The 13,509-nt window shown below is 70.1% G+C and carries 8 protein-coding genes and 1 pseudogene; 4 read left to right on the top strand and 5 right to left on the bottom strand.

Going from position 1 to position 13,509, the window contains the following annotated elements; translation table 11 throughout:
• Positions 1–34 precede the first annotated feature (34 nt).
• From A3Q37_RS08225 to A3Q37_RS08240, 4 genes and pseudogenes are all read right to left on the bottom strand, one after another.
• Complete coding sequence (locus A3Q37_RS08225) at positions 35–1,294, bottom strand: GAF domain-containing protein (RefSeq protein WP_176711373.1); 1,260 nt, start codon at positions 1,292–1,294, stop codon at positions 35–37.
• 107 nt (positions 1,295–1,401) lie between these two features.
• Positions 1,402–1,989, bottom strand: coding sequence for an N-acetylmuramoyl-L-alanine amidase (locus A3Q37_RS08230; RefSeq protein ID WP_065479935.1), 588 nt, complete (start codon positions 1,987–1,989; stop codon positions 1,402–1,404).
• Positions 1,990–2,243: 254 nt separating this feature from the next.
• Positions 2,244–3,692: an SWF or SNF family helicase gene (locus A3Q37_RS08235; RefSeq protein ID WP_065479937.1), complete on the bottom strand. Its 1,449-nt coding sequence runs from the start codon at positions 3,690–3,692 to the stop codon at positions 2,244–2,246.
• Positions 3,689–4,988, bottom strand: a pseudogene (locus A3Q37_RS08240) (DEAD/DEAH box helicase); the annotation flags it as partial. The pseudogene A3Q37_RS08240 and the gene A3Q37_RS08235, both read right to left, overlap by 4 nt.
• Positions 4,989–5,118: 130 nt before the next feature.
• On the opposite strand from A3Q37_RS08240, the gene A3Q37_RS08245 reads away from it, so the two are divergent.
• From A3Q37_RS08245 to A3Q37_RS08260, 4 genes are read left to right on the top strand one after another with little or no spacing between them, the layout of a single operon-like run.
• Positions 5,119–6,576: a site-specific integrase gene (locus A3Q37_RS08245; RefSeq protein WP_065480256.1), complete on the top strand. Its 1,458-nt coding sequence runs from the start codon at positions 5,119–5,121 to the stop codon at positions 6,574–6,576.
• 56 nt (positions 6,577–6,632) lie between these two features.
• Entirely contained in the window at positions 6,633–8,294 is a 1,662-nt protein-coding gene (locus A3Q37_RS08250; protein WP_141693552.1) for a hypothetical protein, read from the top strand.
• Complete coding sequence (locus A3Q37_RS08255; RefSeq protein ID WP_065479943.1) at positions 8,291–10,519, top strand: hypothetical protein; 2,229 nt, start codon at positions 8,291–8,293, stop codon at positions 10,517–10,519. The genes A3Q37_RS08250 and A3Q37_RS08255 overlap by 4 nt, the downstream gene beginning before the upstream one ends.
• A complete protein-coding gene (locus tag A3Q37_RS08260; RefSeq protein WP_065479947.1) occupies positions 10,516–10,929 on the top strand; it encodes a hypothetical protein in 414 nt (137 codons plus the stop codon). The genes A3Q37_RS08255 and A3Q37_RS08260 overlap by 4 nt, the downstream gene beginning before the upstream one ends.
• A 241-nt stretch (positions 10,930–11,170) precedes the next feature.
• Here A3Q37_RS08260 and A3Q37_RS08265 read toward each other — a convergent pair whose 3' ends face one another.
• The gene (locus tag A3Q37_RS08265) at positions 11,171–13,198 is read right to left on the bottom strand and encodes an AAA family ATPase (RefSeq protein WP_065479951.1); all 2,028 of its coding nucleotides are present in this window, start codon (positions 13,196–13,198) and stop codon (positions 11,171–11,173) included.
• Positions 13,199–13,509: the final 311 nt, after the last annotated feature.

The following is a 13,509-nucleotide window of genomic DNA, read 5'->3' on the forward strand; positions in this document are numbered from 1 at the left end:
GGCCGTTGCAACCGGGCGCACGGCAGGCAGGCCCTCAGCCGCGCTGCTCGGCGTCGATTCCCCGGACCCGGGCCAGCAACGCCGGCCGCTGGCCCGCCGGGACCGCCTCGGCCAGCGCCCGCCACACCGGCAGGTCCTCCTCGCCCCACGGGCTGTACGCCCAGTCGGCGAGCAACCCCGGATCACCCCGGGCGATCAGCGCGGCCCGCAACTGCTCCTCGATCCGCCGCCGCAGCCGTACGACCGCCGGGGCCCCGGAACCCGGCAGCAGCGGGCCCGCGTACGCGTCCAGCGCCGCCGCCACCGCGCCCGAACCCAGCCGGCGCGTCACCGTGTCGAAATCGGCGTCCACCGGGACGGCCAGCCGGTACGGGCGCGAGTCCAGCAGATCGGGCCCCAGCAGCCGCCGGAGCCGGGAGAGCTCCGCCCGCAGCGTCACCGGGGTCACCGACTCGTCCTCGTACAGCTCGACCAGCAGCTCGTCTCCGCTCAGGCCCTCCGGCCGACGGGCCAGCGCGACCAGGATCTCGCTGTGCCGACGGCTGAGCCGCAGCCTTCGCCCGCCCGCCACCAGCAGCGCCTCGTCCCGGCCCAGCGCACTCAGCCGCACCGCGTCGACGTCCGCCCCGGGCGGCGGTGTCAGCAGTGCGAGATGTGACTCGGCGGCCCGCGCCACCGCCTGGACGAAGGCCAGACTGTGCGGATGGGCGAGCCGGTCCCCGCCCGTGATGTCCACGGCTCCCAGGACCCGGCCCGTACGGGGATCGTGCAGCGGTGCCGCCGCACAGGTCCACTGCTGGACCGGCCGCAGGAAGTGCTCGGCCGCGAAGACCTGGACCGGGCGGTCCACCGCGATCGCCGTCCCCGGCGCGTTCGTCCCCGCCACGGACTCGGCCCAGCGGGCGCCCTCCACGAAGTTCATCAGGCCCGCCGCCCGCCGCGCCGCCGTATGGCCCTCCACCCACAGGAGGCGGCCGTGCGCGTCGCAGACCGCCAGCAGATGTTCCCCGTCCGTGGCGTACGCCCCCATCAGTTCACGGATCACCGGCATCGCCCGGGCCAGGGGATGCGCCGCCCGGTAAGGCCCCAGCTCGTCCGGGCCGAGCTCCACGACGGGGGCCTCGTCCGGGCTGACCCGCGCCCGCGCCGAGCGCCGCCAGGACGCCCCGACCACCGCGCGGACGGGCCGCTCCAGCCGCCCCGCCGAGGTGAACACATCGTGGGCGTGACGCAGCGCGCCGCTCCGTTCGCCGGGATCGGTGTCCGCCGCCAGGGCCACCCAGGGATCCGTCAACTCACCCTCCCGTCCAGGGCCGTCGTGCTCTCCCATCGTCGTCGCCGTCGGCCTCCGCGACAACCTCGGTGCGGAGAGTCATCACCACGGGTGGTGGGGGAGAGGACTCAGGCGGCGTCGCGGACGAGCCGGAGGTAGCGTTCCCAGTCCCAGTGGACGCCCGGGTCGGTGTGGTCGCTGCCCGGCACCTCGTGGTGGCCGACGATGTGCTCCCGGTCCTTGGGGATGCCGTGCCGGTCGCAGATGTCGGCGGTGAGCCCGGCGGACCGCAGGTACATGACGTCCGTGAAGAACTCCGGGCGGTCCACCCACCCTTCGTGCTCGATACCGATGCTCCGGGTGTTCCAGCTCCAGTTGCCCGCGTGCCAGGCAATGTCCCTCTCCCGTACGCACTGGGCGACGTGCCCGTCGCCCGAGCGCACCACGTAGTGGGCCGACACCTGCTTGGAGGGGGAGCGGAAGATACCGGCGGTCGGCGTGAACAGCTGCTGGGCGACATGGATGACGACACGGTCGATCCGGCGCTCGGAAGGGCGGGAGGGGACGGTGTAGTTGGCGGGGTGGGCCGGAACCCAGAGGGCCGTCGCATAGTCGGTGGACCCCTTGGACGCCGCCACGGCCCGGACCGACGACGGCAGAACGGCCGCCGCACCCAGCGTCGCGGCGGCGTACTGGATGATCCTTCTGCGGTGCAACAGTGCTCCTGGGGTGGGGCGACGGGCCCCGGTCGATCGATCGCCCCTGTCGCAGCACATGACGAGCGCATGGGATGCCTGGTTCCCGGTGGTTGCTTTCCGGACGCGCGTGCGATCCGCGCACATCCGGGCACGTGTTGCCGGTTCACTGGAAGCGCCTATGCGCGTGCGGCCCCCGCGTGTCCGGTTCTGGTTCCCGGAGGGACCCAGCCCCCCCCCCCCCCCGGGAACCGGCCGTGTCAGACCGCCGCGCCCTACCCGCTCATCCCGACCGCCGTTCCGTCCGCCGCCCCGTCCTCGGCCCCCGCCAGCGCCCCCGCCGGATCGTCGTCCGCCGGTCCGGCGGGTACCCACCGTCCGCGCTCCTTGCGGTAGGGCCACCAGCGTCCGTCCTGGTCCAGCCGGAGCTGGAGGTCGGTGCCCGCCATGGTCCAGCGGGCCCGCCCGCTCGCCCGCAGGGCCGGGCGCTCACCGGTCTCCCACGCCTCGCCGAGCCGGGCACGGGCCCGCCCCAGGTCGTCCGGGTCCGGGACCCACTCCTCGTCGAGCACGGCGAGCGCCGCCACCCCGCCGTACCGCCAGGCGCGGACCGCCGCGTCCAGGTCCGCGGGCCGGCGGCCGGAACCCGCTGCCAGCCGGGCCCCGACCCGCGCATCCGGCCGGGCGTCCGCGGCCAGCCGTACCGCGTCCTGCTGCGGGGTCAGCTCGACCGGGAGCGACTGCTGCTCGTGCCCCGGGGCCAGGGCGTCCAGCAGCATCCGGTGGGCCCGCACCGCGCTGTCGGCCGCCAGCACCTCCAGCGCCGCCGGGTCGATGCCGGGCGCGGGCGGGGTCTCCGTGTCCAGGGACGGCCCGAGCCCCGGCGCGTCGGGGGCCGACGGGGGAGCGGGGAGCGGCGGAAGGATCCCGGCCGCCGCGAACGCTTCCCCGGCCGGGACCCCGCGAACCTCCCGCGCCGCGTCACCGGTGGCCCCTGCCGTCCCGCCGTCCCCCGAGCGGACCGCGCGAGCGGCGCTGCGCACCTGGAGTTCGTCCAGCAGCCGCCGCTCGTCGCGCCCCCGCATCAGCAACAGGACGAACGGGTCCTCGTCCAGCAGGCGCGCCACCTGGTAGCAGAGGGCCCCCGAATGCGGGCAGTGGTCCCAGGCCCCGCAGGTGCACTCCGGCTCCAGGTCCCCGATGCCCGGCAGCAGTTCGACCCCGGCGCCCGCCGCGTCCTCCACCAGATGCGGCGGCATCTCCCGGTCCAGCAGCGCCGCGATGTGCCCGGCCCGGTCCACGGCCATGTCCAGGAACCGGTCCCAGGCGCCCGCGCCGAGCTGCTGGAGCAGGACGTCGCTGCGGTGGGCCGTGCCGTCGCGGTCCCGCACCATCGCCGTGATCCGCCCCGGCCGTACGGAGACCGCCCCGACCCCGCCCTTCCGGGCCAGTTGGCGGCCCTGCTTCAGCTGCTGACCGTCCAGCGCCGTGTCCTCCAGGGCCTGGAGCCACGCCCGGCCCCACCAGGACGTGGCGAAACCCCGGCCCTGGGTGGGGGGAAGCGCCGCGAACGTACGCTCAGGTCCGGGCGCGCCGACCCGCGACGCACAGGCCCCCTCGTCCCCGCCCGAGACGTTCGCGTCGTTCGCGTCGTTCGCCCCATACTCCGTCTCCGTGCCGTACGGGGAATCGTCCTCGAAGTCGTATCCGTAGTCGTCGCTCATCGCGCGCCCCCTCGCAGCTCGACCAGGTCGGCCAGTTCCGCATCGGTCAGTTCGGTCAGTGCCGCCTCGCCCGAGCCGAGCACCGCGTCCGAGAGACCCTGCTTGCGGGCCAGCATGTCGGCGATCCGGTCCTCGATCGTGCCCTCGGCGATCAGCCGGTGGACCTGCACCGGCTGCGTCTGGCCGATCCGGTACGCCCGGTCCGTCGCCTGCGCCTCCACCGCCGGGTTCCACCAGCGGTCGAAGTGCACGACATGACCGGCACGCGTGAGGTTGAGCCCGGTCCCCGCCGCCTTGAGCGACAGCAGGAACACCGGCGCCTCGCCCGTCTGGAAGCGGGCCACCATCTCCTCGCGCCGCGCCACCGGCGTACCCCCGTGCAGGAATTGCGTGTCCACCCCGCGCGCGGCCAGGTGCTCCTCCAGCAGCCGGGCCATCTGCACGTACTGCGTGAAGACCAGCACCGAGCCCCGCTCGGCCAGGATCGTGTCCAGGAGTTCATCCAGCAGCTCGACCTTCCCCGAACGGTCCGCGATCCGCGGCCGCTCCTCCTTGAGGAACTGCGCCGGGTGATTGCAGATCTGCTTGAGCGACGTCAGCAGCTTCATCACGAGCCCCCGCCGCTCGAAACCGTCGGCGGCGGAGATCTCCGCCAGCGTCTCGCGGACCACCGCCTCGTACAGACCGGTCTGTTCCGGCGTCAGCGACACGGCCCGGTCGGTCTCGGTCTTCGGCGGCAGCTCGGGCGCGATGCCCGGGTCGGACTTCCGCCGGCGCAGCAGGAACGGCCGCACCAGCGCGGCGAGTCGCTCCGCGGCGGCCGGATCGTTCCCGCCCTCGACCGCGGCGGCGTATCGCGTACGGAAGGTGCCGAGCCGGCCGAGCAGACCGGGCGTCGTCCAGTCCAGGATCGCCCACAGTTCGGAGAGGTTGTTCTCCACGGGGGTGCCGGTGAGTGCGACCCTGGCCCGGGCGCCGATCGTCCGCAGCTGCTTGGCCGTCGCCGAGTGCGGGTTCTTGACGTGCTGGGCCTCGTCGATGACGACCATGCCCCAGGACACGGCGGCGAGCCGGGGCGCGTCGAGGCGCATCGTGCCGTACGTCGTCAGCACGAACTCGCCGTCCACCAGACCCTCCAGGGAACGCGACGCGCCGTGGAAGCGGCGGACGGGCGTGCCCGGGGCGAACTTCTCGATCTCCCGCTGCCAGTTGCCCATCAGCGACGTCGGAACACACCACCAACGTCGGCCCGGCGGCGCCGGGATCGGTCTGCCGGTGCAGATGCAGGGCGATCAATTCCCTATAGGTTCAGCGTGTTGAAGGGCTACAGGAGGGGTTGAGTAGAGCTGTGTGGCGGGTGTTCTGGGTGGGTGCGGACTGGTGGGAGCGGTCTGGCGGATCGGGTCTCGTAGGTGCCGACTTTGAAATGCGGGAGGGCGATGCGGTCTTCGTTGCGCCTGATTACCGGATCGATCCCGTGCTGTGCCGGTACGGGCAGTCGGCGGTTTTCCGGGGGTACACGGCGGAGACGCGGCGTAATTACTCCTGTGATTTGGTGCTGCTGCTGACGTTCTTGTGGAGCCGGGGAAGGCATTGGTCGGATGCCCGAGACAAGGACTTGGAGGATTTCAAGGACTGGCGGTTCAAGGCTCCGCAGAATCCGGGGCGGGTCGGGGCCTCGAAATCGAATCGTGAACTCGCCGCTTTCGTTGCGTTCTTCAAGTGGGCGAAGCGGAAGGGGTACGTCACGCACAGCCCGGTAGCGGTGCGCGAGGTCGTCGGGCGCGAGGGTGAGGTACGCGAGGTGCCCGCCGGTCTGGAGCCGGTGAAGCCGGCCTCGGGCATGCACTGGCTCACGCCGAGGGCATGGCGCTTGTGGATCGCTGTCGGGCTGTGTGGGCACGACGCTCAGGATCTCGTGGAGCCGGGTTGGATGGGACGGCTGGAAGACAGGAACGTGGCGTTCACGCGACTGGTGGTGTCATCGGGACTGCGCCGTCAGGAGGCGGGGGCACTGCTGACGTTCGAGGTGCCGGCCACCCGGCTCGGCAACAGCCGCTATTGCTTCGGCCGGCTGGCTGCGGAGTCGACGCGGGCGAAGGCGGCGCGGACCTACTACGCGTCTACGGAGTCGGCGCGGGACATCGAGTCGTACGCGGACGGCTCCCGCGCCTGGGCCGTGAGCAAGGCGCAACTCAAAGGCCGCTATGACCGCTTGGCCGGGATGCGGCTGGTCATCGAGGTGACGCCCGGGCCGCGGAGGAAGGTCCGCTGGGTGGAGCGTGACGGCACCTTGTGTGAGCAGGCCCTGGACCGGCTGACCTGGCAGGAGCGGACGTTGCTGTTCACGGAGGGCCCGCTGGGGCCGGAGCCGATGTGGCTGTGGCTGAACGAGGCGGGACTGCCGTTTCATCCGCACTCGTGGGAGGCCGTCTTCCGTGCGGCGAACTTGCGGTGCCGGAAGGTGCTGGCGCCTCCGAAGCATGAGCGGGTGGATCCGCACAAGGTGTACTGGCCGCACGCCAGGGTGCACGCGGGGCGTCACAGCTTCGCCTTGAAGATGTTGGTCACGCTCAATGAGGTCCTCGACCGCAGGTTCGGCCTGACCGCGCGCGAGCGCCGGCACTATGGGCAGCTTCTCGGGGACCCGTGGCAGATGGTTCAGGGGCTGCTGGGCCACGCCACCCGCCAGATCACGGTCGATACGTATCTCGCGCCGGTACGCCACCTGGACCTGGCCTCGTTGCTGCGGGAGGCAGAGGAGCCGGCTGGTGAGGCGGTGACCGACCTGGACGGCGTGTTCGCGAAGCTCGCCCGGGAATCGGAGGGCATCCAGGACATCGATGTGAAGCTCACCGTCAAGCAGACCGGAGGGAGGGCATGAGCCGCAGGGGACGATCCGCGTCGCTGCCGCCGGCCGACCACTCGGCTCCGGCAGTCATGGACCCGCTCGACGGCCGGGTCGTGCACCACCGCGACCGTGACGGCCACGTGAGGAAGTTCGACTTCGCTACGCTGCCGGTCGCCGAACCCATGCAGCGTTCCCTGGCCGTGCTGTTCGCGGATGTCACCAAGGGCTGGACCTCGCACGAAACGTCCAAGGGAGCGTTCAAGAACATCAGGACGTTCACCAAGTACTTGTCCGAATGCGTGAAACCTCCGCAGGACCTGGATGACTTGACTGCGGCGCTGGTGAACGGCTGGTGGCTGCAGCAGAAGGATCGCCAGGGCAGCCGGGACGCGTTCCGGCAGGTGCGGAGCCTGCTGATCGAGGATGCGCGGCTTCAGCAGGGCCCGGTCGCGGAAGCGCTGACCCGCCGCGTTCCGCTGCTTCCCCGCGACCAGGAATCGTATGAGTCAGCCGAACTCGGACAGATCAAGCTGACGGCCCTGCGGATCTTCCGCTCTGCCCGGTTGCGCATCGAGGAGAACGCCGCACATCTGCACCAGTGGCACGAGGGCGCATTCTCGCCCACCAGCCCGGATGGACTGCTCGGCGAAGCCCTGGACATCATCGCGCGCACGGCAGACGTTCCCCGCTACGTCACCATCGGGCAGGTACAGCGCCGGTATCGGCGGGCGCTGGGAGGCAACAACGCCGAGGCTTTGTGGAAGCGGCTGTTTCTGGACCGGATGGAAGCTGTCTCGCTCGGAGTGCTGCTGATGGCCGAGTTCGGCTGGAACCTGAGCGTGATCAACGTGATGCCCACGCCCACGGCGGCTCCGGACTTCGGCGGGGACGGACATCCCACCTACAACATCAAAGTCTGGAAGCACAAGGGCAATCGGTTCGAGAGCGAGAACGTCACCGACACCGGCGCGGGCTCTCCCGGCAGACTGATCACCGAAGCCCTGGAGGCAACCCGGTTCGCCCGGGCCTTGGCCAACGGCCTGGAGCCGGACATCGATCGCTTCATCGGCTGGCGTCCCTTGCAACGCAGGGATAGCACCGACAAGGCGCGACGGGTCACCGTCGGCCCGATCCGGCTCGGCCTGGACGGCTCCGACGCGGCGTTCTGGGGAAAGAAGACCGGAACAGGCTCGCCGTTCCAGCGGGGACGGCGAACAGTGGTGGTGGAGCGCGGAGAGCCGTCCCAGCACAGTCAGGACACGCATGAACGCCGGTACGTGCTGCCGGACAAGCGAGTTCAGCGGGAAGCAGCACCAGTTGTCGCCGCCGGTGCAGCTGCCGCCGTCCGCACCGCCCGACGCCAGGTGAAGCTTCGCGCCCGATTGGTCGACCAGCGGGTCGCCGAGCACGGTGAGACCGCCACCGCGGACTGCTCCGGAACCGAAGGCGGTCTGGCGCCGTTGCCGGACGGCGGCTGCGGGGCCTCGTTCCTGCTCTGCCTGGCCTGCGAGAACGCCCGCGTCCACGCAGATCACCATCCTCGTCTGGTGCTGCTGCACCAGGCTCTGGCCAACGCCCGCAGCGTGCTGCCGACGCCCGCTTGGGAACGGCGGTGGGGCGACGCCCACGCTCGGCTGGAAGACCTGCAACGGAAGGTCGGCCCAGGCGCCTGGCAACTGGCCCGCGCGAGGATCACCGACCTCGACCGCACCATCGTCGACAATCTGTTGAACGGATACCTCAACCCGTGACCGCTCCTCTTGAAGCCGACCCCTATCTGCTGCCACTGCCCTCAGCGGCCACCCCGGTCTTTCCCGAGCACCTGGTCGTCGCTCGCCACGCTCACCTCAACAGCCGCTATGGTGACGCGATCTGGCCACTCGCGCCCATCATCGACGACCCCAGCATGGAACACGGCCGCCTCGCCTGGGCCTCCTGCCCCGACGGCTTCCGCGAGGAGCTCAGGCTGATCACCTGGACGTTCTTCAACGGCGAACTCCGCAACACCTTCGTACGCGACCGGGGCAGTCGGCTGCGGACCCGCCTCGCGCCCGGGACCGCCCGGAATACGGTCTACCAGTGGTGGGGGATGGCCGACTGGCTGCACAGCCAAGGCCACACCAGCTTCACGGGTTGCGACCGCGGCACGTTCAGCCTTTATGCCGCGCATCTTCGCAAAACGATCACTACCCGGGGCGCCGTGAGGAAGGCCCTGACCGCGGTGACACGGCTGTGGGCATTCGACCAGCTCAGCGCACGGCCGATCGAGATTCGCCGTCCTCCATGGGACGAGGAGGGCATGGACGACTACCTTCCTGCCGCCTCGCCACGTGGCCCGGAGAACGCGCGAGAGCCCCTGAGCGAAGAGGTCATGGGCCCGCTCCTTGTCTGGGCACTGCGTCTGGTGGACGACCTGGCCGACGACATCATCGCCGCCCACAAGGAGACCGTCCGTCTCGACCGGGCGGCCCTCACCCAGCCCAGCACCCCCGAAGGCCGCGCGTCCCTGCGCAGCTACCTCACCGAGCACCTCGCCGAACGGCGCCCACTGCCCTCGACCCGCCAGAACGGGAAGACCGCTCTGGCCCGTCAGTACATCGCCGGCGTCACCGGCGCTTCCCTCAAACAGGTCGCACTGGCCTACCGGGACCGCGGACTTGGCGCCCTGGTCACTGCGGATCCCGGTCCCTGCCCGCTGGACATCCCGGTCACGGGACAGATCGCCGGCCGCCCCTGGCGCTCGCGCATCGACTACACCGAAACCAGCGAACTCCTGAGGCACCTGATCACAGCCGTGTTCATCGTCTGCGCATACCTGACCGGCGCCCGCACCCAGGAAGTGCTCGCGATGCGCTCGGGCTGCTGCCCCGATCCCGAAGACGGGCAAGGACGACACCTCATGCGCATCCAGCCCGACGATGTCGACGAGTCTCTCGACGACGAGGACGAGCTGGACGACGGCCTTGAAGACGAGCCGCATCTGCTGATCCGCAGCAGGCATTTCAAGACTGCCACCGACCCGGACACCGGCAACTACCTGCCCAGCGGAGCCGAACGGGCCGTCCCCTGGGTCGCCATCGTCCCCGTCGTCAACGCGATCAGAGTCCTCGAGCGACTCGTCCCCGAGGACGACCTGCTCTTCGGCGCATCCGTCCACAACCGGACCCACCCCAACACACGGACGGGCTCGCTGATCGTCGACACCATCCGGACCCGGATCGAGGACTTCGTGACCTGGGCCAACGTGGAAGCCGACGCCCACGACCTCCCAGGAGAAGTGATTCCACCCGACCCGCACGGCAAGATCGGACTCGGACGCTTCCGCCGAAGCCTCGCCTGGCACATCGCACGCCGACCAGGAGGACTGGTCGCCCTCGCCATCCAGTACGGGCACATGCGCACCGTGCTGAACACCGACGAGTCGGGCCGCTACGGCAGCCGCAGCCGTTCCGGCATTCACCAGCTCGTCGACATCGAGACCGCCCTGGCCACCGCTGACGCCGCCGCCGACCTGGCTGAGCGGTTCGAAGCCGGCGAAGGCATCTCCGGTCCTGCAGCCCGACGCGCCCTCTTCCAGGCCACCACCGGCCCCATGTTCCAAGGCGGCCTGGTCAAACGGGACTTCCCCTTGAAGCACTCACTGGCCCGCCGCCACCTGGCCCGGGACGGCAGCGTGCTCTACGACAACCCTCAAGCCCTCCTGCTCTGCCTGTTCAGAAGCGACAGAGCCCCCTGCCAGGAGGACGGCCGACTCTCGGAGCCCACGCTTGACCGCTGTGTCCCGAACTGCGGAAACATTGTCCGAACCGACCGGCAGGCAATCGCGCTCCGCGAGCGGGCCCACCAGTTGGAGATTGAAGCCGACCACGTTCCTGGTCCGCTGGCAGACCGCGGTCTCGCGGCAGCCCAGCAGTTCCGCGACCAAGCCGACGAACACGACCGTACCCGCTTCAGTATTGAGGACATCACGGCATGAGCCCGGCACCCGACGAACGTGACCGCATTCGCGCCGCCATGGACCGTATCCTCGACGGCACCCCTGAACGCTCCAACGGAGCGCTCACCATCGTCGCCCTCGCTATCGAGGCCGATGTTCCCCGCAACGCCCTGACCCAGCGGCACACCGACCTCAAGAACAAGTTCTACGACCGGGTCAGGGACCGGGGCGGAACTCCGGATGCCGAAGTCCGGCTCCGCAGAAAGATCTCCGACCTCAAGACCACTATGGCCAACAAGAACAAGGAGATCGTCCGGCTTCGCGACGATGTCCAGGGATTCATGGCGGAGAACACGCGACTGACCCTGGAGAACGAGGAGTTGCGGGACGTGCTCAGCGGGCGCCCGAGCAACGTCACTCCGCTGAGGGCGGGACCACGTAGCCGGTGATCGGCAGCGCGAGACGCTATCCCGCACTTCGAAGCGACTACAGCCTGGTGTTCGCCTACCCGTCCGAGGCAAACCCTCGGACGGGTAGAGCAGGTCGCAGACTCCGTCGGTCTCAGTTTGTAGGTGCCCGGTAGTGGGCTCCCTCGTTGGACGACACACACCGGAAGGCAGGACATCAGGCTGAGCAGGGAGGCCAGGGCTGCACCAGTGCGCCCGCGGCGAACGCGCGGGCGTCGCGTCATCATGCGGGCTGGGCGGTGATGGTGCACAGGCGCTTGGTAGCCCGAGTCAGGGCCACGTACAGGTCCCTCTCCCCGCCGGGGCGGGCCGTGATGATCTCCTCGGGGTTCAGGACGACGACCCCGTCGAACTCGAGGCCACGTGCTTCGGACGCGGGCACGATGCGTGCGTGGTCGGCGATGCCGTGAGCCGTCAACTGGCTCACCCGGGTGTCCGCGCAGATCACTCCCAGGAGCTCGTCCGGCTGCGCGGTGCTTTGGGCGCGCAGTTCCTCCACGACGGCGGTGACCAACCTGTCCCCATGTGTGGTCACGATGCGCGGGCTCTCACCGCTGCGCAGTGACCGTGTGGGCCGCTGGTCCGGAGCGATCCGCGCGAGCAGGTCTCGGACGCTCTCCAGGATCTCCTGCGTGGTCCGGTAACTTACCGTCAGGTCGTGCAGCCTGAACCGCGTCCCGACATGCGGGCTCAGGGCTTGCTTCCAGTCGCGTGCCGTCGTGGCCGGGCCCGACTGGGCGAAGTCACCCACCAGCGTCATCGCCCTCGTCGGGCAGCGGCGGACGATCATCCGCCACTGCATAGCGGTCAGTTCCTGCGCCTCGTCGACGACGACGTGCCCGTACGTCCGCTCGGGCGGACCGTCGACCAGGCTCGCCGCCTCGTCCAGCAACGGCACGTCCGCATCGGTCCACGGGGCGTCCGGGGCGCGCAGGAGAAGGGACCGCTCCTGCGGGGTCAGGGTCGGCAGGCGCTCGGCCAGGGCGTCGGCATCCGTCAGCAGTGCCTTCACGAGGTCGCCGGGTACCAGTCTCGGCCACAGCGCCTCGACCGCCCGGTCGACACCGGCGTCGTCGAGGAGATCGGCCCCGATGGCGTCCAGGTCCAGCTCGTGGACCGGACCCGGTTCGGCGGCGCCCTCGGCACGGCGCTGGGCGACCCCCGTGAACCGGTCGAGGTTCAGGCCCGTCATCTGCTCGGCATCGGCGTCGATCTGTTCCAGGAGGTCGCCCATGTCCCGTTGCATCGCCGTGGTGACGGCGTCGACCAGGAGTTCCTTGAACGCCTGGCGCGCGGGGTTGTGGCCGGATGTGGCCGCCACGGCGGCGGCGCGTGCAGTGGCGACCTCGTTCTCGGACAGGTGGACCAGTTCCTGCCCGACCCGGACGGTGAAGTCACCGGCGGGGGCCTGATGGTCTCGCAGCAGGCCGGCCAAGGCGTCGGCGAGGTCCAGGCCGCCCTTGAGGCGCGCCGTGTCGAACTGCTCGACCGCGTCCGGGGACACTCCGGCCAGTTCCTGACAGGTCGTCAGATCGACGTCGTTCTCCCCGAGCGAGGGAAGGACCTGGGAGATGTAGTCGAGGAAACGGGCGTTGGGGCCCACCACGAGGACGCCTTCCTCCGCGGCGCGCGGGAACGCGTACAGGACGTAGGCCGCCCGGTGCAGGGCGACCACCGTCTTGCCCGTGCCGGGCCCGCCCTGCACCACGGTCACCCCGCGGTGGGCGGAGCGGACGATCTCGTCCTGCTCAGCCTGCAGCGTCGCGACGGCCGAGTGCATCCTGCCCGTACGCCGTGCTGACAGAGCCTCGGTCAACGGGCCGTCCCCCACGACGTCTTCGTCGGTCGGGGCGGTCCCGTCGAGCAGTTCGTCGCTCACCGAGACGACCGTGCGCTCCTCGATGCGCAGGTGCCGGCGCCGCCGCAGATTCATCTGGTGGACCGGTGTCGCCTCGTAGAAGGGTCGCGCCGCGTTCGCGCGCCAGTCCACGAGCAGCGGCAGTTCGTCCTCCTCCGTGTGCAGTCCGATCCGCCCGATGCGCAGGGCCGTGCCGTCCGTCCAGTCGATGCGCCCGAAGACCAGCCCCTTCTCGGCGCCTTCCAGCCGGCTGATCTCCTTGGTTAGACGGTCGGCGGCGAGGTCTCTTTCGTACGCCTCGCCGGCGCCGTCCGCCGGAGCCTTCAGCACATTCGCCCGGTTCGCTCGTACCTCGGAAAGCCGCTCGGTGAGCAGCTCATACAATGAGGACACATAACGTTGCTCCGATTCAATCGCACGCACGGCAGAATCATTTATTTTTGACAACGAGAGGCTCCTTCGATTCGAGCCGCACCATACGGCCAAAGTTCCCTAAAGGTAAGTCTTGACTTACTTGTTGTGTCTATGCCCTTACGGCTGACCGCACTTCGTGTCATGCATTCCGTCGTTTCCTGGAATGTCGGTGATGCTGTCCCGTGCACGGGACAGGTAGTGAATCCACGGGAAAGGTTCGTGGTCGCGTCACAGGCCGGGACGGGGCTGGCCTGCATTCCAAATGCGGACACCGGAGGCCGCCGTGATCC

The organism is Streptomyces sp. PTY087I2 (assembly GCF_001687325.1).
Taxonomy (GTDB): domain Bacteria; phylum Actinomycetota; class Actinomycetes; order Streptomycetales; family Streptomycetaceae; genus Streptomyces.

Excerpts from the sequence above, each read along its gene's own strand:
- A3Q37_RS08235 (WP_065479937.1), bottom strand. The coding sequence starts at position 3,692 with ATGAGCGACGACTACGGATACGACTTCGAGGACGATTCCCCGTACGGC.
- A3Q37_RS08245 (WP_065480256.1), top strand. The coding sequence starts at position 5,119 with ATGCGGGAGGGCGATGCGGTCTTCGTTGCGCCTGATTACCGGATCGAT.
- A3Q37_RS08250 (WP_141693552.1), top strand. The coding sequence starts at position 6,633 with ATGGACCCGCTCGACGGCCGGGTCGTGCACCACCGCGACCGTGACGGC.
- A3Q37_RS08260 (WP_065479947.1), top strand. The coding sequence starts at position 10,516 with ATGAGCCCGGCACCCGACGAACGTGACCGCATTCGCGCCGCCATGGAC.